This is a genomic window from Streptomyces sp. TE5632 (assembly GCF_054061295.1).
Genome location: NZ_JBSSEA010000003.1, coordinates 5226930 through 5247373 on the forward strand (window position 1 = coordinate 5226930; position 20444 = coordinate 5247373).

Annotated in this window: 14 protein-coding genes; 9 read left to right on the forward strand and 5 right to left on the reverse strand. The window is 71.8% G+C overall.

The window, feature by feature from the left end:
• Nucleotides 1-27: 27 nt before the first annotated feature.
• Nucleotides 28-1260, forward strand: coding sequence for an aminotransferase class I/II-fold pyridoxal phosphate-dependent enzyme (locus ACVW19_RS29085; RefSeq protein ID WP_457463070.1), 1233 nt, complete (start codon nt 28-30; stop codon nt 1258-1260).
• Nucleotides 1261-1300: 40 nt separating this feature from the next.
• Here ACVW19_RS29085 and ACVW19_RS29090 read toward each other — a convergent pair whose 3' ends face one another.
• Together ACVW19_RS29090 and ACVW19_RS29095 are read right to left on the reverse strand one after the other, a co-directional pair.
• Nucleotides 1301-1909 carry a DedA family protein gene (locus tag ACVW19_RS29090; RefSeq protein ID WP_457464829.1) on the reverse strand — a complete coding sequence of 203 codons (609 nt, stop codon included), beginning with the start codon at nt 1907-1909 and terminating at the stop codon, nt 1301-1303.
• Between the two features lie 71 nt (nt 1910-1980).
• Entirely contained in the window at nt 1981-2754 is a 774-nt protein-coding gene (locus tag ACVW19_RS29095; RefSeq protein ID WP_457463071.1) for an MBL fold metallo-hydrolase, read from the reverse strand.
• 82 nt (nt 2755-2836) lie between these two features.
• On the opposite strand from ACVW19_RS29095, the gene ACVW19_RS29100 reads away from it, so the two are divergent.
• From ACVW19_RS29100 to dnaK, 4 genes are all read left to right on the forward strand, one after another.
• Nucleotides 2837-3238, forward strand: a complete 402-nt coding sequence (locus tag ACVW19_RS29100; RefSeq protein WP_457463073.1) for a hypothetical protein — start codon at nt 2837-2839, stop codon at nt 3236-3238.
• A 204-nt stretch (nt 3239-3442) separates the two neighbouring features.
• The gene (locus ACVW19_RS29105; RefSeq protein ID WP_457464831.1) at nt 3443-5461 is read left to right on the forward strand and encodes a phage holin family protein; all 2019 of its coding nucleotides are present in this window, start codon (nt 3443-3445) and stop codon (nt 5459-5461) included.
• A 134-nt stretch (nt 5462-5595) separates the two neighbouring features.
• Nucleotides 5596-6024 carry an OsmC family peroxiredoxin gene (locus ACVW19_RS29110; protein ID WP_457463074.1) on the forward strand — a complete coding sequence of 143 codons (429 nt, stop codon included), beginning with the start codon at nt 5596-5598 and terminating at the stop codon, nt 6022-6024.
• A 185-nt stretch (nt 6025-6209) separates the two neighbouring features.
• Nucleotides 6210-8099 (forward strand): molecular chaperone DnaK, encoded by a 1890-nt coding sequence (gene dnaK, locus ACVW19_RS29115; protein ID WP_457463076.1) that lies wholly within the window; start codon nt 6210-6212, stop codon nt 8097-8099.
• Here dnaK and ACVW19_RS29120 read toward each other — a convergent pair.
• Nucleotides 8093-8956, reverse strand: coding sequence for a helix-turn-helix domain-containing protein (locus ACVW19_RS29120; protein WP_457463078.1), 864 nt, complete (start codon nt 8954-8956; stop codon nt 8093-8095). The two genes, dnaK and ACVW19_RS29120, sit on opposite strands and share 7 nt — an antisense overlap.
• A 241-nt stretch (nt 8957-9197) precedes the next feature.
• Here ACVW19_RS29120 and ACVW19_RS29125 point away from each other — a divergent pair, with 241 nt between their 5' ends.
• From ACVW19_RS29125 to ACVW19_RS29135, 3 genes are all read left to right on the forward strand, one after another.
• Nucleotides 9198-9503 (forward strand): 4a-hydroxytetrahydrobiopterin dehydratase, encoded by a 306-nt coding sequence (locus ACVW19_RS29125; protein WP_457463080.1) that lies wholly within the window; start codon nt 9198-9200, stop codon nt 9501-9503.
• 5 nt (nt 9504-9508) lie between these two features.
• A complete protein-coding gene (locus tag ACVW19_RS29130; RefSeq protein WP_457463082.1) occupies nt 9509-10267 on the forward strand; it encodes a class I SAM-dependent methyltransferase in 759 nt (252 codons plus the stop codon).
• Between the two features lie 85 nt (nt 10268-10352).
• On the forward strand, nt 10353-12224 hold the full coding sequence (locus ACVW19_RS29135) for a rhamnogalacturonan lyase (protein WP_457463083.1): 1872 nt from the start codon (nt 10353-10355) through the stop codon (nt 12222-12224).
• 72 nt (nt 12225-12296) lie between these two features.
• Here the strand turns inward: ACVW19_RS29135 and ACVW19_RS29140 are convergent, their stop codons facing one another.
• On the reverse strand, nt 12297-14975 hold the full coding sequence (locus ACVW19_RS29140) for a cellulose binding domain-containing protein (RefSeq protein ID WP_457463085.1): 2679 nt from the start codon (nt 14973-14975) through the stop codon (nt 12297-12299).
• Between the two features lie 151 nt (nt 14976-15126).
• The gene (locus ACVW19_RS29145; protein WP_457463086.1) at nt 15127-18045 is read right to left on the reverse strand and encodes a glycoside hydrolase family 48 protein; all 2919 of its coding nucleotides are present in this window, start codon (nt 18043-18045) and stop codon (nt 15127-15129) included.
• Nucleotides 18046-18630: 585 nt separating this feature from the next.
• On the opposite strand from ACVW19_RS29145, the gene ACVW19_RS29150 reads away from it, so the two are divergent.
• Nucleotides 18631-20343, forward strand: a complete 1713-nt coding sequence (locus ACVW19_RS29150; RefSeq protein ID WP_457463088.1) for a glycoside hydrolase family 6 protein — start codon at nt 18631-18633, stop codon at nt 20341-20343.
• Nucleotides 20344-20444 lie beyond the last annotated feature (101 nt).

Below are 20444 nucleotides of genomic sequence, written 5' to 3' on the forward strand. Positions count from 1 at the left end.
GGCACCAGACACTGCGCGGAGGTACGTATGTGGCGGACGGACCCCGCAGGGCACGGCCCGGTTCGCTTCGGGCCGGCGCTGCCCGAGGACGGGCTGCCCGTCCTGCCCGAACTCTCCGCCGTCCTCGCCGCCGCCGCGTCTTGCGCGCAGGCCGAGCCGGTCGGTGGCGGCCCCGCCCTGCTGGACGCCGCGTGCGGCCACGGCGACCGGCGCGGTCTGCCCGCCGCCCCCGACCGGGTGGCCGTCGCCCCCGGCGCGCCCGTCCTCCTCATGGCGCTCACCGCGGCCATCGGCGGGGACGTACTGGTGCCCCGGCCCTGCGCCGCCTGGTGGGCCCCCGAGGCCCGGCTGCTCGGCCGCCCCGCCTTCCACGTGCCGACGCCCCCCGAGAGCGGCGGTGTCCCCGATCCGTACGCCCTGCTGGAGACCGTGCGGCGGGTGCGCGCCGAGGGCGGCGACCCGCGTCTGCTGGTGCTCTCCGTCGCCGACGACCCCACCGCCACCGTCGCCCCGCCCGAACTGCTGCACGAGACCATCGAGGCCGCCGTCGCCGAGGGACTGCACCTGGTCAGCGACGAGACCTGGCGCGACACCCTGCACGCACCGCGCGAGACCGTGCTGCTCAGCCCCGCCGAGATGCTGCCCGAACACGTCACCGTGGTCACCGACCTGGGGGGCGCCCTGCTCCCGTCCGGCTGGCCCGCCGCGATCGGACGCTTCCCGGCGGGCGCGGACGGTGGCGCGCTCCACGCGCGCGTGCTCGACGTACTGACCGCGCTCGACGCGCGGGTGGCCGCCCCGGTCGCCGTCGCGGTGGCCTACGCGCTGGCCGAGCCGGAACCGGTCACCGCGCGGGCGGCCGCCGCCGTACGCCTGCACGCCCGCGTGGCCGCCGCCGTGCGGGACGCGGTCGTCGCCGCGGGAGCCCTGGCCCGCCCCCCGCAGGCCGGACGGCACCTCTACGTCGACCTCACGCCGCTGGCCCCCGCCCTCACCGCGCACGGCGTCGGCGACGCCCAGGAACTGGAGGACTTCCTCACCGGGCGGCTCGGTATGCCCGCGCCGGGCGGCCACCGCTTCGGCGACGACCTCGAGGCACCGCGCGTACGGCTGTCCACCGCGCCCCTGCTCGGCGACACCGCCGAGCGGCGAGCGGAATGCCTCGCCTCGTCCGCGCCGCTGGAACTTCCGCACGTGCGACGTGCGTTGAACCACCTGCGGACGGTCTTCGACGACCTCCGCGACGAAGCTCAGCGATAAGAGCCTCCCGCAGGGCCCGGGAGGCTCCGACCGGTGGTGGTCAGCCCCGCAGGTGCCGCCACAGGCTCGGGGTCGCGCTGATCAGGACGGTCAGGGCGATCGCCGCGAGCACGCCCTGCCAGGGCTCCTCGAACAGCGAGCCGCCGAGCACACCGATCAACTGGTACGTCAACGCCCAGGCCAGACAGGCCGGCAGGTTGCCGCGGACGAAGCGGCGCAAGGGCCACTCGGCGATCAGGCAGGCCAGCATCACCGGAAGGCGCCCCGCCGGAATCAGCCGGGACAGCACCAGCACCGTCACGTCGTGCTCGGCGAGCTTGGTCTGTGCCTGCGTCAACCGGTCCTCCGGCGCCCGCGCCCGGATCGCCTCCAGCCAGCGCGAACCGTTCCGCGACCGCATCCCGCGCCGTCCCAGCCAGTACAGGGCGACGTCCCCGAGGAACGCGGCGAGGGCCGCCGTCGCGAACACCAGCACCATCGAGAGCGGCGCCATCCGGTGGAAGGCGACCACCGTCGCCGAACTCACGAGCGCCCCCGTCGGCACCACCGGTACCAGCGCCCCGATCAGCACCAGCAGGAACAGCGAGGGATACCCGATCGCCTGCTGGGTGGACTCCGGAAGCACGGTCGTCGGCACGGCGGCCGTCAAGGCCGGGGCGGCCAGGGCGGCCAGGGCCGACACGGGCGCACCGGCCGCCTGTATGAGGGCGGCGGACAGCGTCACCGCGGGCCCTCCAGACGGACCCTCTCCCCGTGCCCCAGCCGGTGCACCGGCACCCCGGGCGCCTGCTCGGCCGCCCGCCGTACGAATTCGTCGCCCGGCGAGTGGAACTCGTGCGGGCGCACGGCGTCCATGCCGATCGGCCAGTACGTGCCGTAGTGCACCGGCACCGCGCTGCGCGCCTCGAGCCGGGCCAGCGCCTCGGCCGCACGCGCCGCGTCCAGATGCCCCTCACCGAGGTACGGGCCCCAGCCGCCCACCGGCAGCAGTGCCACGTCGACCGGCCCGACCTCCTTGGCCATCGTGTCGAACAGGCCGGTGTCGCCCGCGAAGTACGTGCGTGCCTCGCCCTCCACGACGTAGCCGAGCGCGGGGGAGCGGTGCGGCCCGAGCGGCAGCCGCCGCCCGTCGTGCCGGGCGCTCACGACCCGTACGGCCAGACCGCCGACCGTCAGCACGTCGCCGGGCGCCACCTCGCTCACCTCGAGGTGCGTGAGCCGGCGCAGCCCCGGCACCGCACGGCGTGCGCCCCGGGGCACGAGCAGGCGCGTGCCCGGGGCGAGCAGTGCCAGCGAGGGCAGATGCAGATGATCGGCGTGCAGATGGGAGACCAGCGCCACGTCCGCGTGCCGGGCGCCCGGCGGTGGCACGGCACCGCGCCGCCGCCGCAGATGCGCGAGGCGGCGGGCGAACAGGGGATCGGTGAGCACACGGGTGTGCGAGTCCTCGACCGTGCAAGTGGCGTGACCCCACCAGGTGATCTCCACCGGCACCTCTTCGCCTCCTTCCGCGACTCCCCGAAGCCTACGCGCAGGAGTAAGGTCGGCGACGCAGTCCGGAGGTGAGGGGGGCGCCATGGGGCCGGTGCGGGTGACGGCGATCGCGAGTCTGACACCGCTGGCGGAACTGGACGCCGATCCCTTCCTCGTGGACTCCCGCAGTCAGCACGCCATGTGCGCCCGCTGGGCCCGCGAACGCGGCTACGTGGTGACCCGGGAACTGCTGGTGCGGGGGCTGCGCTTCGACCACAGCCTGCTGTGGGACGGCGTACGGCCGGGCACCGATCTGTTCGTGGCGCCCAGCCGCCGGGTGCTGGAGAGCGCCCTGGCCTCCGTCGAGGAGTTCACCGCCGAGTGCGCGCGGCGCGGGGTGCGGGTGGAGACCGTCGGCCACGCCGAACCGTCGTACGACGCCGCGATGAAGGCCCGGGTGCACCGCCGCCTGTCCATGCCGACGGCCGGCTACGACGGACGCTGAGCCGCCCCGGCCCTTTCCCCGGGTCCCGTCGGGGACGAATCGGCACTTCCGGGCGTTGTGGCAGGGTGGGTAGGGGCAGGGACCGGTTCGCGGGCCACCCTGGCTGGTGGCGGCGACGAGCCGGGACGTGAGGTGGACTTGGGCGTGGGCGTGGGCGGCGTGCGGTGGCGACGGATCGCCAGTCAGGTCGGGCGGAGCGTCACCGTGTGGGCGGTCGCCACCCTCACCATGCTGGTGCTCGCCGGCATCCTCCCCGACTTCCGGCTGCGCTCCGCCGACGGCGACAGCGCCACCGACATCGCGGTCACCGCCGGGCTCGGCGCCGGTGCCTTCGGCCTGCTGTCGGCGCTGGTGTGGCCACTGCTGGTGCGGCTGCTGCTGCTCGTACCGGCACTCGTCCTCGGCCTGCTGGTGTTCTTCCTCAACGGCGCACTGCTGCTGCTGGCGCTGCGGCTCAACCCGATCGAACGCGGGACCGCCGCGTGGGAGACCGCGGTCGTGGTCGCCGCCGTGATGTCCGCCGTCGCCTCCGCCACCGGAGCCGCCCTCGCCGTGCGCGACGACGACGCCTACCGCCGCCGCCTCTACCGGCTCGCCTACCGCCGCCGCGGCTCCGCACCGCCCGTCCCGGCCACCCACGGCACCGTCTTCCTGCAACTGGACGGCGTCGGCCACGACGTCCTGCTGCACGCGGTCGACCGGGGCCTGATGCCGACCGTCGCCCGCTGGCTCGGCGCCGACGACGCCCGTCCCCCCTCCCACCGCCTCGCCTCCTGGCACACCGACTGGTCCAGCCAGACCGGCGCCAGTCAGCTGGGCATCCTGCACGGCAGCAACCACGACGTCCCCGCCTTCCGCTGGTACGAGAAGGACCGCCGGGAGGTGATGGTCTGCAACCGGCCCACCAGTGCCGTGGAGTTGCAGCGGCGGGCCGCCCGCCACGCCGGCCATGCCGGGCTGCTGGCCGCCGACGGTGCCAGCCGCGGCAACCTGTTCAGCGGCGGCGCCGGCGAACAGGCCCTGGTGCTGTCCATCACCGCACGCCGCCGCACCCGGGAGAACCGCTCCCGCTCGGGCTACTTCGCCTACTTCTCCGACCCGGCCAACGCCGTGCGCACCGCCCTGTCCTTCGGCGCCGAGGTGGTCCGCGAGACAGCCCAGTCCACCCGGGCCCGGTGGACCAAGCAGCTCCCACGCGTGTCCCGCGGCGGCCTCTACCCGTTCGTGCGGGCCTTCGCGACCGTCGTCCAGCGGGACGTGGTCGTCGCCGCCGTCATGGGCGACCTGCTGGCCGGCCGCACCTCCGTCTACGCCGACCTGGTCGCCTACGACGAGGTGGCCCACCACTCCGGCCCCGCGAGCCGGGACGCCGAGAAGGTCCTGAAACGCCTCGACCGCTCCCTCGCCCTGATCGAGCACGTCGCCGAGCACGCCCCCCGCCCGTACCGGATCGTCGTCCTCTCCGACCACGGCCAGAGCCCCGGCGAGACCTTCCGCGCCCGCTACGGCCTCACCCTCGGCGACCTGGTCCGAGCCGGGTGCGGACTGCCCGTACCGCGCCGCGCGCAGCGCACCCACAGCGGTGCCGAGGCCCGCGCGGCGGTCCGGGCGGCACTGCACCGGCCGGTCGAGGAGGGCGTCGAGCAGTACCGTCCCTCGCGCGGCTCCGAGCCCGTCGTACTGGCCTCCGGCAACCTCGGCCTGGTCTCCTTCCCGGACGTGCCGCACCGGATGAGCAAGGAGGAGATCGACGCCCGCCATCCGGCACTGCTGCCGACCCTCGCCAACCACCCCGGCATCGGCTTCCTGCTGGTGCGCAGCGAACGGCACGGCGGTGTAGTCCTCGGCGCGCACGGCGCGGAGACCCCCCTGGACGCACTCGACGACGCTCCCGGGCCCCTGGCCGCGTTCGGGCCGAGCGCCGCCGACGTCGTACGCCGCACCCACTCCTTCCCGCACACCGCCGACATCATGGTCAACTCCTTCCACGATCCCGCCACCGGGGAGGTCCACGCCTTCGAGGAGCAGATCGGCTCCCACGGAGGCCTCGGCGGCGCCCAGTCCCACCCCTTCCTGCTGTCCCCGGTCGCGCTGTCCCCACCGGTCGCCGACGGAACCGAACTCGTCGGTGCCGAACACGTCCACCGGGTACTGCGCCGCTGGCTGGCCGAGTCCGGCGACTTCGCCCATCCGACCCACCCCGGCGAGGAACGCGCGGCCTGACCCCGAGCGGGCCGGTCTTCCGGGTGAGTCGAGCCGTAGTGTGATCGGATGGGGCCGGGAATCCCGGTGACCCGGGAGGCCCCGGACAGAGCACGGACCGGACACACGGCCGGACATTTTCGAAAGGATGCGTCATGGCAGCCACGCGCTCCGCACACACCGTTTGGGAAGGCAACCTCTTCAAGGGCAGCGGGGTCGTCACCTTCGACTCCTCCGGCAGCATCGGTGAGCAGCCGGTCACCTGGGCGTCGCGCGCGGAGGAGGCGAACGGCAGGACCAGCCCCGAGGAGCTGATCGCCGCCGCGCACTCCAGCTGCTACTCGATGGCCTTCTCCAACATCCTCGACAAGGCCGGCAACCCGCCGACCCGCCTGGTGACCTCAGCCGACGTCACCTTCGTGCCCGGCGAGGGCATCACCGGGATCCACCTCACCGTCGAGGCCACCGTCCCCGGCCTGGACGAGGCGGCCTTCCAGGCCGCGGCCGAGGACGCCAAGGTCAACTGCCCGGTCAGCCAGGCGCTGAAGGGCACCGAGATCACGCTGACGGCGAAGCTCTCCTGACCCGTCGCCCCGCAGCACACCGCAGTACGCCCGCAGGCCGCCCCGACGGGGCGGCCTGCGCCGTGTGGCCGCCCGAACGAGCGGTTGACAAACAGTCCGCATAAACTATTGACAACAGCCCGCTCAAGTTTTGTGCTGGAAGCCTTGAGGTCCGAAGAGGTGTGCCCTGGCGGAAGGGGACAGCGATGGGACGTGCGGTCGGAATCGACCTGGGAACCACGAACTCGGTGGTGGCCGTGCTGGAGGGCGGTGAGCCGACCGTCGTCGCCAACGCGGAGGGTGCGCGGACCACCCCCTCGGTGGTGGCCTTCGCCAAGAACGGCGAGGTGCTCGTCGGCGAGGTCGCCAAACGGCAGGCCGTGACGAACGTCGACCGCACCGCCCGCTCGGTCAAGCGGCACATGGGCGACGGCCAGTGGCACTTCCCCGAGCAGGGCTCCGTGGACGGCACCCGCTACCGGGCGCAGGAGCTGTCCGCCCGGGTGCTGCAGAAGCTGAAGCGGGACGCGGAGTCCTACCTGGGCGAGGACATCACGGACGCCGTGATCACCGTCCCGGCGTACTTCGACGACGCCCAGCGGCAGGCCACCAAGGAGGCCGGGGAGGTCGCCGGGCTGAAGGTCCTGCGGATCATCAACGAGCCCACGGCGGCGGCCCTCGCGTACGGCCTGGACAAGGAGAACGAGCAGACCGTCCTCGTCTTCGACCTGGGCGGCGGCACCTTCGACGTGTCGCTCCTGGAGATGGGCGACGGAGTCATCGAGGTGAAGGCCACCAACGGCGACACCCATCTCGGCGGCGACGACTGGGACCAGCGACTCCTCGACCATTTCGCCCAGCGCTTCAAGAACCAGTACGGCATCGACCTGGCGCAGGACAAGATGGCCGTGCAACGGCTGCGGGAGGCCGCCGAGAAGGCCAAGATCGAGCTGTCCTCCTCCTCCGAGACCACCGTCAACCTGCCCTACATCACGGCCTCCGCCGACGGTCCGCTGCACCTGGACGAGAAACTCACCCGGGCCCAGTTCCAGGAACTCACCGCCGACCTGCTGGAGCGCTGCAAGACGCCCTTCCACCAGGCCGTCAAGGACGCCGACGTCAAGCTCTCCGCGGTCGACCACGTCATCCTCGTCGGCGGCTCCACCCGGATGCCCGCCGTGACCGACCTGGTCCGCGAACTCACCGGCAAGGACCCGCACAAGGGCGTCAACCCGGACGAGGTCGTCGCCGTCGGAGCGGCCCTCCAGGCGGGCGTCATCCGCGGCGACGTGAAGGACGTGCTGCTCCTCGACGTCACCCCGCTGTCCCTCGGCATCGAGACCAAGGGCGGCATCATGACCAAGCTGATCGAGCGCAACACCACGATCCCGACCCGGCGTTCGGAGACCTTCACCACGGCCACCGACAACCAGCCCTCGGTCGGCATCCAGGTCTACCAGGGCGAACGCGAGATCGCGGCGTACAACAAGAAGCTCGGCGTCTTCGACCTGACCGGTCTGCCCCCGGCGCCGCGCGGCGTCCCGCAGATCGAGGTGGCCTTCGACATCGACGCCAACGGCATCATGCACGTCTCCGCCAAGGACCTCGCCACCGGCCGGGAACAGAAGATGACCGTCACCGGCGGCTCGGCGCTGCCCAAGGACGACATCGACCGCATGATGCGCGAGGCCGAGCAGTACGCCGACGAGGACCGCAAGCGCCGCGAAGCCGCCGAAACCCGTAACCAGGCCGAGCAACTCGTCTACCAGACCGAGAAATTCATCCGGGACAACGGTGACCGGATCCCCGCGGAAACCAAGTCCGAGGTCGAGGCCGCCGTCGCGGAGCTCAAGCCCCTGCTGGAGCAGTCCGCCGACACGGCCGCCCTGCGCGCCGGCGTCGAGAAACTCGCCGCGGTCAGCCAGAAGATGGGCCAGGCGATGTACGCCCAGGCCGACCAGGCGTCCACCGGCGACGCCGGGCAGCACACCTCACCGCAGGAGGAGGAGGGCGTCGTCGACGCGGAGATCGTCGACGACGAGAACGACGGAGGTGACGGGGACCGCGGGAAGGAGGGGCGCGGCGGTACTCAGTAGCCGTCCCGGAACTCCCGCAGCAGCTTCTGGGTGTGCTGGGTGGTGGCGGCCCGCGCCACCATGTGGTCCAGGACCTCCAGATGCGCCGAGACCTCCTTGCGGGAGTCCAGATACAGGGCGCCGGTCAGATACTCGGTGAACACCATGTCCGGCAGCTCCGGCTCGGCGAAACGGAACAGCGAGAACGGCGCGTACGTCCCCGGATGCGGGCCGTCGGCGAACTCGGCGACCTGGACCGTGATCCGGTCCCGCTCGGACCACTCCAGCAGTTTGTCGAACTGGTCGCGCATCACCCGGCCGTCCACGCTCACCGGCCGCCGCAGCACCGTCTCCTCGATGATCACCCACAGGTGGGGCGGATCCGGCCGTTCGAGGAGCCGCTGCCGCTCCAGACGCAGCGAGACATGCCGCTCGACCGCCTCCGGCCCCTGGTTCCCGATCGTCCCGGCCCCCAGGACGGCACGCGCGTAGTCCTCCGTCTGCAGCAGCCCCGGCACGAAGTGCGGCTCGTAGGACCGGATGATGCGAGCGGCGCCCTCGAGGCTCACATACAGGCTGAACCAGTCGGGCAGTACGTCGTGGAACCGCTGCCACCAGCCCGGACGGTTCGCGTCCTCCGCGAGCCCGATGAACGCGGCCGCCTCGCTCTGCCGCACCCCGTAGGCCGTCAGCAGGATCTGGACGTACGGGATCTTCAGCGCGACCTCGGCCGTCTCCATCCGCCGTACGGTCGCGGGTGCCACCCGCAGGACCCGGGCGGCCTCCTCACGGCTGAGGCCCGCCGTCTCCCGCAGTTCCTGCAGCCGCCTGCCGAGCACCACCTGGCCCACGGTGGGTGCGGCCCGCCGTTCACTCACGCCACGTCTCCCCAACGCCCCCGGCCGGACACCGGTTCAGTCTGCCATGACGGACCGACCCTCTCATGGGTCGCGGCCGGGCGCCCCTGTTCCGGACGATCCCGGTCCTCGGCCGGGAAGGCGCCGTACGGGGGAGCCGCACCGCCTTGACCAGGCCCTCGCGGCTCCTCCTGTGGCACGCTGGGACAGAGCCCCGCCACCGCAGGAACCGGCCCGCAGGAGACCGAAGAGGAGCGCGCCCATGTCCGACGAACCGCTGTCGCCGCAAGAGATCGAGGAGCGGCTGGCCGACCTGCCGGGCTGGGCGCTCGACGGCGGCCGCCTCACCCGTTCCTACCGGCTCGGCTCCCACTTCGCGGCGACGGCGATGGTCGTCCACGTCGCCCAGGTGCAGGAGGAGCTGAACCACCACTCCGACCTCACCCTCGGCTACAACACCGTGTCCCTCGCCGTCCAGACGCACGGCGCGGGCGGTGCCGTCACCGAAAAGGACCTCCAACTGGCGCGCAGAGTACAGGACTTGGCGCCCGGTCACGGTGCACACTGAGGTGTGTGCTCGACTACGACGAGGAAGCGGAGCGGTACGACGTCTCACGCGGCGGTGAGCCCCGGGCCGCCGCGGCCGCGACGGCGGTACTGGACCTGATACCGGCCGGCGCGCGGGATCTGCTGGACACGGCCTGCGGCACCGGCATCGTGACCCGGCGCTTCCCCGTCGCCCGGGACGGCCTGCGCGTGGCCGGTGCCGACCTCGCGCCGGCGATGGCCCGGATGGCGGCGGCCCGGCTGCCCGGCGCCGTGGTCCGCGCCGACGGCCGCCGACTGCCGTTCGGCGAAGCCCGGTTCGACGCCGTCGTCAGCGTGTGGCTGCTGCACCTGATGTCCGGCCCGGAGGACGTACGGGCCCTCATCGGCGAGTGCGCCAGGGTCCTGCGGCCCGGCGGGGTCTACGTCACCACCGTCGACAAGGGCGCCTCGCACAATGTGGGCAGCGACATCGACGCCGTCCTCGCCGCCCGCCCGCGCAGCCCGGTGCACGACGCCGCCGCAGACGTGACGGCCCGCGCCGCCGAACACGGCCTGGTCCCGGCCGGAGGGGCCGTGTTCCGGGGCCACGGCCAGGGCCGCAGTCCCCGCCGCACCATCGCCGACCTGCGCCGCGGCTGGTTCGTCACCCTGCCCCCGGGCGATCCCCGCGCCGACGGCTTCGCCGCCGCCCTCGCCGCCCTCCCCGACCAGGACCGTCCCCGCCCGGACCCGGTCTTCCGGCTACGGGCGTTCCGAAAGCCGCCGGTGTCCGGCGACGGGTGAACTCCCCTGCGGGGTACGGCAACCCGGGCGGGGCCGGTGGCGACTGAGAGACGGAATCCATTCGTCCTCTCTGGAGGTCCGTCTCGTGCAGCATCCCCACAGGCAACGCGGACGCCGGTTCGCCCTTCCCGCGGTCCTCACCGCCGCGGCCCTCGCCGGGGCCGGGCTCACCGGCCTCGGCACCGGCACCGCCGAGGCCGCCACCGCACGGCAGGTCGAGAGGCTCGACCGGGGCGTCGTCAGCGTGTACAACGGCAGCGGAAATCTGGTCAGTTGGCGCTGGCTCGGCACCGACCCGGGCAACGTCTCCTTCAACGTCTACCGGGCCGGTACGAAGGTCAACCCCAGCCCGGTCACCGGCTCCACCACGTTCTTCCACGCAGGCGCCCCGTCCCACGCCGACTACACCGTCCGCGCCGTCGTGAACGGCGTCGAGCAGGGCGACTCCGTGCACGCCGTCCAGTTCCGCGGCGGCTACAAGGACGTTCCCCTCTCCCCGCCGGCCGGCGGCACCACCCCGGACGGCGTCTCCTACACCTACGAGGCCAACGACGCCTCCGTCGGCGACCTCGACGGCGACGGCGCCCTCGACTTCGTGCTCAAGTGGCAGCCCACCAACGCCAAGGACAACTCCCAGTCCGGCTACACCGGCAACACGATCGTCGACGGCATCCGGCTCGACGGGACCCGGCTGTGGCGCATCGACCTGGGCCGCAACATCCGCTCCGGCGCCCACTACACCCAGTTCCAGGTGTACGACTACGACGGCGACGGCAAGGCCGAGGTCGCCATGAAGACCGCCGACGGCACCAGGGACGGCACGGGCGCGGTCATCGGCAGTTCCTCCGCCGACCACCGCAACTCCAGCGGCTACATCCTGTCCGGCCCCGAGTACCTGACCATGTTCAACGGGCAGACCGGCAGGGCCATGGGCACCGTCGACCACGTCCCGGCCCGCGGCACCGTCTCCTCCTGGGGCGACTCATACGGCAACCGCGTCGACCGCTTCCTCGCCGGCACCGCCTACCTGGACGGCTCCCGGCCCTCCCTGATCATGGCCCGCGGCTACTACACCCGTACGGTGGTGGCGGCCTGGGACTGGCGGGGCGGCGCCTTCACCCGCCGCTGGACCTTCGACACCAACTCCTCCACCAACAGCGGCAAGGGCTACGACGGCCAGGGCTCCCACAGTCTCTCCGTCGGCGACGTCGACAACGACGGCCGGGACGAGATCGTCTACGGCGCGATGGCCGTCGACGACAACGGGAACGGCCTGTGGACCACGAGGACCGGCCACGGCGACGCCCAGCACCTCGGCGACCTCGACGCGTCCACCGCCGGCCTGGAGTACTACAAGGTCTCCGAGTCCACCTCCCAGCCCGCCGCTCTCTACATCGACCCGGCCAGCGGCTCGGTCCGCTGGAAGCTCTCCGCCTGCTGCGACAACGGGCGCGGCGTCGCCGGTGACATCTGGTCGGGCAACTCCGGTCCCGAGATGTGGTCCTCCTCCGACGGCGGCATCCGCGACGAGGGCGGCGGCACCAAGGGCCGCAAGCCGTCCTCCACCAACTTCCTGTCCTGGTGGGACGGCGACCCGGTGCGCGAACTCCTCGACGGCACCCACATCGACAAGTACGGCACCTCCTCCGACACCCGCCTGCTGACCGGCTCCGGCGTCGCCTCCAACAACGGCACCAAGGCCACGCCCGTGCTGTCCGGCGACATCCTCGGCGACTGGCGCGAGGAGGTCGTCTGGCGCACCGGCGACAACACCGCGCTGCGCATCTACTCCACCCCGCACGACACCGACATCAGGATCACCACCCTGCTGCACGACACCCTGTACCGCACCGCGCTGGCCTGGCAGAACACCGCCTACAACCAGCCGCCGCACACCGGCTTCTTCATCGGCGCCGACATGCCGACCCCACCCCGGCCGGCGGTCTACACACCCTGAGAACCGAGAGCCCGGACCACGGGGCACGTGCCGCGAGCGCGGCACGTGCCCCGTGTGGGTTCTCCCGCCGGATCACGTCACCGTGCAGGCCTGTCCGTCCAGTTCGAAGGCGGACGGTTCCGTGTTCGTCGCCGAGCGGCTCGCCGTGAAGCCGAAACCGACCGACGAGCCCGCCGCGACGGTGCCGTTCCAGTCGGTGTTGCGGACCGTCACCGCCGAACCGGCCTGTGTGTGGGCCCCGTTCCAGAGCTGGGACACCCGCTGACCGCCCGTGAACGACCAGGTCAGCGACCAGCCGTTCCAGGCGTTCGACCCGGTGTTGGTCACCTGGACCTGGGCCTGGAAACCGTCGGGCCACTGGTTGGTGATCTCGTAGGACACGGCGCAGGCACCCGTCGGTTCCGGATCCGGGCCGGGATCGGTGCCTCCGCCGCCGCCGCCGTCCCCGCCCCCGGTGCCCGAGGTGTCGCCGTAGACGATGCCGCGGCCGTTGGTCGCCACGTACACCCTGCCGTACACCCGCGGGTCGCCGGTGATCGCCGCACCCGTCCAACCCCACTGGTGGGCGTCGTCGTTGATGCGGGTCCAGCTCTCGCCCCGGTCCGTGGAGCGGAAGACGCCGCGCACCCCGTCGATCTTCGCGCTGGTGAACAGCGTCTGGTACGAGGCGCCCGGCGCCGCCTTGCCGAAGCCGATGGTGTCGGCCTCGTCGACGTTCCGCAGTTCGGTGAAGCTCCGCCCGCCGTCGGTGGAGTGCCACAGCCCGTACGCACCGTCGCTCGCCCCGCCGGCCAGCCAGATGTCGCCCTCGGTGCCCGGCAGTGCCTTGAACCGCACGCTGTCACCGCTCGGCAGCCCGGTCGCGGGGGACGCGGTGAAGGTGGCGCCGCCGTCCGCACTGACGTAGAACTTCCCGGACTTGAAGCCGTAGAACGTCTTCGGGTCCACCCGGTCGGACTCGACGACGGCCCCCTCGGGGATGCCGCTCGACGCCGACCACGACGTGCCGAAGCCAGTGGTGTGGTGCACCCCGGCGCCCTGCGGGCTCCACACGAAGCGGCTGCCGTCGGCGCCCGCCGCGACCGTGCCGCCGCCGCTGACGCCCGAAGGGTCCGTGCCCGCGAACCAGTTGGCACCGTTGTCGGTCGAGAACGCGATGTGCGGGCCCGAGTCCAGGTTCCCCGCCCGGACCACCGTGTCGGGGCGGGACTCGGCGAAGTCCAGACTGGTGGTGGCGGTGAAGTCGGGCTGGGCGAACATCATCGACGGAACCTTCGTCAGGTCCGTGTGCCGGAAGCCGCCGATGTCGAGGAGCCCGCTGAGCAGCGGGGCGCCCGACGGGGGAGAGACGAGGTCGTTGACCGCCGTCTCCTCCAGCCCGCGCACCATGGGCGTGATGGTGAACGTGGCGTCGTCGTCCCAGTTCGTGAGGTTCTCCGTGCCGTAGATCGTCGCGCCCGTCCCGTACATCATGCGGTCCGAGTCGAACGGGTCGATCTCCAGCGCCTCGGTCATCCACCCCAGTTTCGGGGTCTGTTCGGGCGGTGACGGGTGGGCGCCCCAGGTCAGCCACGGCACGGACGAGACGTCCATGGTGTAGCGGTTCTCCCGGTTCGGGTACGAGGTGTGGTCCCATGCCCGGGTCCAGGTCGCACCGCTGTCCGTGGAGCGGAAGATCTGGGTGTCCGGCCACCAGGAGCTGTACGCCGTCGCCATGACCGTGCCCGGTCGCTGCCGGTCCACCGTGAGCCCGCTGAAGCCGTAGTAGGTGTCGGCCTCCGCCACCGGGCTGATGTCCGTCCAGGTGCCGGTCGCCGTGGCGTACCGGTACAGGCGGCCCTTGCCGCCGTCGTACGGGCCGCCGGTGTCGCTGTAGGCCAGGTACAGGTGGCCGCTCTCGGCGTCGAGGACGCCCTTGTGGGCCAGGTGGCCCGTCGGCTGGCCGGCGAGGCGCTGCCAGGTCGCGCCCGCGTCCGTCGAACGGTAGACGGCGTTCTCCTTGTCGGCGACCCCGACGTAGATCGTCCTGGTCGCGTTTCCCGGCGTGCCCGTGGACTCGTCGAAGGTGACCCAGACGATGCCCTGGTTGTCACTGGCGTATCCGGAGGTGTCGCCCGGATCCTGCACGTAGTCGCCCGGGTTGGGGAAGGCCGTCACCTGTGACCAGCTCGCCCCCGAGTCGGTCGACCGCCACAGCCCCTTCCCGCTGGGCGCGCCCAGGTACAGCACGCTGTTGCGATGGGGGTCGACCGCCAGGCGTTCCCCCATGCCCCGCCCCGGCATGTTCCCGCCCAGCTTGAACGGCAGGCCGGCCTTCCGCCAGCTCGCGCCCCGGTCGGTGGAACGCAGTACCGCGCCGTTTTTCGGGTCCCAGTCGTTGGTGTACGTGCCGACCGCCGCGTACACCCGGTCGGGGTCGGCGGAGTCGGAGGCGATGCTGACCACGCCCGTGTGGCCCCAGTCGTCCCAGCCGACCGAGTCCAGCAGCGGGGTCCAGGTCTTCGTCGACTCCCGCCACCGGTAGGCGCCGCCGATGTCGGTGCGGGCGTAGGCCAGGTTCTTCTCGCTGCGGTTGAAGACGATGCCCGGCACGAAGCCGCCGCCGTCGATGCGGGCGTTCTTCCAGGTGTAGGTGTCGGCGGCGAGGGTGGTGGCCGGCTTTGGGGCGTCGGCGGCCAGGGCGGGCGGGCCGCCCGTGAGCAGGCCGGCCGCCAGCGCGAGCACGGCCGTCAGGACGCGGGTTCTTCGCACGGTGAGGTCCTTCCTCAAGGTGGGGGGAGAGAGGGGGGGGAAGAGGGAGCGTGCGAGGGCCGGGCGGGTCCCCCGTGCGCGAGGGGACCCGCCCGGCCGCCGTGGCCCCGGCGTCAGGTGCCGGGGCCGGCACGCGGAGCGCCGGCGGGGGCTATTCGAGCAGCTCCGCGTACGAGCCCATGGCCAGGGCGATGTCGGCCTGGGCCCAGAACCGGTGGTACGTGAAGGTGGGCGCGGCCCCGCCCGCCAGATAGGACTCGATCTTCGACCAGGCCGGGTCGTCCTGGTAGAAGGACCGGATCGACTCGAAGGTCGACGACGAGTTGATCCGGTCACCGTTCGGCATGGTGCCGGTCCAGCCGTTCGGGATGTGGACCGGGTCGTCGAAGCGGTGGTAGTCGGCACGGGTCTCCGGGACGGCGATGCCGAGGTCGTCCCGGTGGTTGTCCCACATGCCGTCGAGGAGCGCCTTCGCCGTGTCCGCGGCCTCGGTGTCGCCCGAGCGGTCGGCGTAGTACGTCAGCGTCTTGGCGTAGGCCGCGGCCACACCGACGTCGTTGGTGTAGTCGGCGACGGTGACGTGCAGCGAGCTGTTGGCGCCGGGGGAGGACGGGTTCCAGGTGTCGGGCCTGCCCGACCACTGGAGCGTCGAGGGGACCCGGAAGGTGCCGTCCGGGTTGATCGTGGTCTCCGACAGGGCCCAGTCGACCCACTTGTCCAGGACGACCTCGGCGTCGGCGTCACCCGTCTGCTGGTAGTACTCGGCGACCCGCTCCATGGACCACGCCTGGAAGCCGAACCACTGGTTGGACGGCGGGTCGTGGTACACCGGCTTCTCGTCGTAGTACATGCCGTGGAACGTCGGCGTCCCGGCCGGCGGGGTCGCGTAGCGGCCCGCCCAGCTGTTGGTGGCGCCGCCCGCGATGGCGCCCTCGTCGGACTGCAGCCAGCGGTAGAACTCCAGCTGCCGGTCCAGGGACTTGGCCCAGTCCGCCGCGCCCGTCGCCGACTCGGGCTTCAGGTCGTCGTAGGAGCTGAGGGCGTAGGCCGCCAGGGGGTTCTGGTAGCCGCCGTGCGCATGGCTGGAGCCGATGCGCCAGGCCCAGCCCGCGGAGGTGTCGGTGGCGCCGCCCCAGGCGTAGTACCAGGACATCAGATAGTGCGAGGCGTCCTTGCCGTTGCCGGCCGGGCAGGAGGACGGGCTGGTGCAGTTCCCGACCTTCTTGAAGTACTTGTCGTACATGGAGTAGCGCAGGTAGTCGCCCATCTTGGCGGCCTTGGCGACGGTCGCGGAGACGTCACCGCCGTTGCCCTGCTCCTTCGCCCACAGGTCCGCCCAGTACGCGGCCTGCACCGCGCGGGCGTCGGCGTCCGGGGCGTTGGTGAACTTCCACTGCTTCGCGTAGGAGGCGTCCTTGGTGAACAGGTCCAAGTACCCGTTCGTGCCACCGTACTTGAAGGCGTCGCAGGTGGGCTGCGGCACCGTCTCCCACACCGACTCCTGGGAGCCGCGCTGGAAGGTGTTGATGTACGACGGACCGGTCGCCGTCGGACCCGCCTCGCACTTGCCGGGCTCGTTGCCGTAGCCGTAGGTGTTGTCCACGTCCTGCAGCCAGTGCATCCCGTAGACGTCGTCCGTGCGGTACGTGGACTTCAGTTCGGCGGCGATGGGGTCCGGGCCGACCGGGACGCCGGTGTCCAGCGGCGCCGGGTACTCGGCGGGGGTGTCGAGTTCGGGTGCGTAGGTCGCCGGCTTCGAGGCGTTGTAGAAGGAGTTGGTCGGCTGGTCCGCGTGGGTCGGGATCATGTACCGCTCCATGATGTCCCAGGCCCCGTTGAACTTCGACCAGTCACCGGTCACCTTGCCGTACATGGCCTGCAGCCACAGCAGATAGCTGTAGGCCTCCGAGGTGGTCTCGTGGCCGTGGTCCGGCGCCTCGACGATCAGCGTCTCCACCGAGTGGTACGGGATGCCCTCGGGGGAGAAGTAGCCGTTCGCCGGGTCGGTGATCTTCCCGTAGAGCTCCAGGAAGCGCGCGTCGTACGCCTTGGCCGCGCCCAGCTGCGTCACCGTGACCGACGCCTTGCCGTGCCCGGGGGCCGACGACTCGAAGACCGCCGAGCCGGTGCCCGAGGAGTCGGCGCCGATCGTCACCCGTTGCGCGGTGTTCCAGTTCGACGGTGTGAAGGTGAGCGAGCCGCCACCGGTGACCGACAGCCCGGAATTGCCGCTCGCGCGGGTCGTCGTGACGGTCGTGTTCGCGCTCGGCCGCGTCGACAGCTTCACCTCGTACGTGCCCGACTTGCCCTGCTGGACGCCCAGTTGGGAGGGCGTCGCCACGACGGCCGGGCCGGAGGCGACCGTGATGCCGACCGGGGTCGAGGTCGCGGAGGCGCCCAGGCTGTCGTACGCCTTCGCCGTCAGCGAATGACCGCCCACGGGCAGTCCGGCGACGGAGAGAGTGAAGGGCGCGCTCGTGTCCGTGCCCAGCAGTTCGGTGTCGTCGTAGAACTCCACCTTGCCGATGGTGGCGTTGTCGGCCGCCGCCGCGGTCGCCGCGAGCGGGACCGGCTCTCCCCGGGTGTAGACGGCGCCGGCCTCCGGGCTGGTCAGCACGGTGATCGGCGGCTGGTGGGCCCCGGTGCAGGGGGTGCCGTTGATCGAGAAGGACGCGGGCGCGGCGTTGCCGCCGCTGTAGGCGAACTGCGCGCCGGTGGTGACGGCGCCACCGGCCGCGATCCGCGCGTTGTGCCCGGCGTCCCGCACGGTCACGGTCTTCCCGGACTGGCTCCAGCTGCCGTTCCAGCCGTTCACGAGCTGCTGGTTGCCCGTGTAGGCGTAGGTGAGGGTCCAGCCGTCGATGGCTTCCGCGGCGCGGTTGGTGAGGGTCAGATCCGCGGTGAAGCCGGAACCCCAGTCATTGGTCCGGTAGTCCACGCTGCACTGAACAGCGGCAGCCTGAGCGGGAGTTGATCCTGAGGACAGCATCGTCAGCGGAAGTGCGAGAGCGGCCGCCGCGGCGGTCCACAGTCGCCGCACGCCGCGGCGTCTTCTGGGTGGGGGGCGCATGGTGCTGGTTCCTCCTGCGACTCGGAGATGTCAAGGCTTGAACCAGTGGGAGCGCTCCCATAGTGGGGACGGGGTCCAGGGCGGTCAAGGCTTGTGAAGAGTCGAAAAGATTCGACGGCCCGAGTTGAGCGAAAGTCAGTGACTCCCCTGTTCTTCGCCGTCACTTGGCGCTAGCTTCTTGGACACCAGTGGGAGCGGTTCCATCAGTCGACGCGTCCGTCACGACGCGTCCGAACTGCAAGGAGTCGCTCATGCGGCACCCCCCGCGTTCAGTACTTATAGCCCTGCCCCAGCCATGCCCGGTGGAGCACTCCGCCACCGCCTCCCCGAGGGACGCCGGCACCGGATCCGCGGTGTCCCGGCTCGACGGCGCCACCCGTACCCCCGACGCGGGGACAGCGCACTCCTGTGGGACCCCTCATGGCCGGTCCGGCCTCCGAACATCCCGGACCGCGGACCGGACCCCGTCCTGATCCCGAGCCCCGAGGCACCCCCACGCCGTACGGCACCGGGCCGCGCGAGCCACGCGCGCCCCGACGGACAGCCCTCTTCGGACAGCCCCCTACGGATAGGAAACCCGCACTCATGAGTCGTACCAGAACCGCGCTCCTCGCTGCCATGGCACTGGTCGCCGGTGCCGCCGGGACGGCCTACGCCGCCGTCCCCGGCGACGCGGGCGCCGCCGCCGTCCCCTGCACCGTCGCCTACCAGGTGCAGAACCAGTGGGACACCGGCTTCACCGCCGCCGTGACCGTCACCAACCTCGGCGCCGCCAAGTCGTCCTGGGCACTGAAGTGGTCCTACGCCGGCAACCAGCGGGTCACCAGCGGCTGGAACGCCAAGATCACCCAGTCCGGCGCCAACGTCACCGCCGCCAACGAGTCCTACAACGGCACGCTGGCCACGGGTGGTTCGGCCAGCTTCGGCTTCCAGGGCACCTACAGCGGCAGCAACGCGGTCCCCGCCACCTTCACCCTCGACGGTGTCACGTGCAACGTCGACGACGGCGGCCCGACCGACCCCACGGACCCGACCGGTCCCGGCGACCGGGTCAACAACCCCTACAGCGGCGCCAAGGTGTACGTGAACCCCGAGTGGTCGGCGAACGCGGCAGCCGAACCGGGCGGCAGCCGCATCGCGAACCAGCCCACCGGTGTCTGGCTGGACCGCATCGCCGCCATCAACGGGGCCAACGGCAAGATGGGGCTGCGTGCCCACCTCGACGAGGCCCTGCGGCAGAAGGGCTCGGGCGAACTCGTCATCCAGTTGGTCATCTACAACCTGCCCGGCCGTGACTGCTCCGCCCTCGCCTCCAACGGCGAACTCGGCCCCACGGAGATCGGCCGCTACAAGACCGAGTACATCGACCCGATCGCCGCGATCCTCTCCGACGCGAAGTACGCCCCGCTGCGGATCGTCACCACCGTCGAGATCGACTCCCTGCCCAACCTCGTCACCAACACCGGCAGCCGGGCCACCGCGACGCCGGAGTGCGACGTGATGAAGGCCAACGGCAACTACGTCAAGGGCGTCGGCTACGCCCTGAACAAGCTCGGCGACGTGGGGAACGTGTACAACTACGTCGACGCCGGCCACCACGGCTGGATCGGCTGGGACGACAACTTCGGCGCCTCCGCCGACGTGTTCCACGACGCGGCCACCGCCGAGGGCGCGACCCCGGCCGACGTCCACGGATTCATCACCAACACCGCCAACTACAGCACGCTGAAGGAGAACAACTTCACCATCAACGACTCCGTGGCCGGCAAGTCGGTCCGCGAGTCCAAGTGGGTCGACTGGAACCGGTACGTCGACGAACTGGGCTTCGCCCAGGCCTTCCGCAACGAACTCGTCTCGACCGGCTTCGACACGAACATCGGCATGCTCATCGACACCTCCCGCAACGGCTGGGGCGGCACCGCCCGGCCCGCCGGACCGGGCGCGTCTACGAGCGTCGACACCTACATCGACGGCGGACGGTACGACCGCCGCATCCACATCGGCAACTGGTGCAACCAGTCGGGCGCCGGACTCGGCGAACGCCCGAAGGCGGCACCGGAGAGCGGCATCGACGCCTACGTGTGGATGAAGCCCCCGGGTGAGTCCGACGGGGCCAGCAAGGCCATCCCGAACGACGAGGGCAAGGGCTTCGACCGGATGTGCGACCCGACCTACACGGGTACCCCGCGCAACGGGAACAACCTCACCGGCGCCCTGCCGGACGCCCCGGTCTCCGGCCACTGGTTCTCGGCACAGTTCCGGCAGTTGATGCAGAACGCGTACCCGCCGCTGTCCTGACCGGCCGACCCCTGGTCCGCCGGGACCGGGGGTCGGGCCGCGCGCCCGGCCCCGGTCCCGGCGGACCGACCCGTTCCGGGAAACCGTTTTGCGGAATCGGC

Coding starts and splice junctions, on each gene's coding strand:
- ACVW19_RS29085 (WP_457463070.1), top strand. CDS start 28: ATGTGGCGGACGGACCCCGCAGGGCACGGCCCGGTTCGCTTCGGGCCG.
- ACVW19_RS29100 (WP_457463073.1), top strand. CDS start 2,837: ATGGGGCCGGTGCGGGTGACGGCGATCGCGAGTCTGACACCGCTGGCG.
- ACVW19_RS29110 (WP_457463074.1), top strand. CDS start 5,596: ATGGCAGCCACGCGCTCCGCACACACCGTTTGGGAAGGCAACCTCTTC.
- dnaK (WP_457463076.1), top strand. CDS start 6,210: ATGGGACGTGCGGTCGGAATCGACCTGGGAACCACGAACTCGGTGGTG.
- ACVW19_RS29125 (WP_457463080.1), top strand. CDS start 9,198: ATGTCCGACGAACCGCTGTCGCCGCAAGAGATCGAGGAGCGGCTGGCC.
- ACVW19_RS29145 (WP_457463086.1), bottom strand. CDS start 18,045: ATGCGCCCCCCACCCAGAAGACGCCGCGGCGTGCGGCGACTGTGGACC.
- ACVW19_RS29150 (WP_457463088.1), top strand. CDS start 18,631: ATGAGTCGTACCAGAACCGCGCTCCTCGCTGCCATGGCACTGGTCGCC.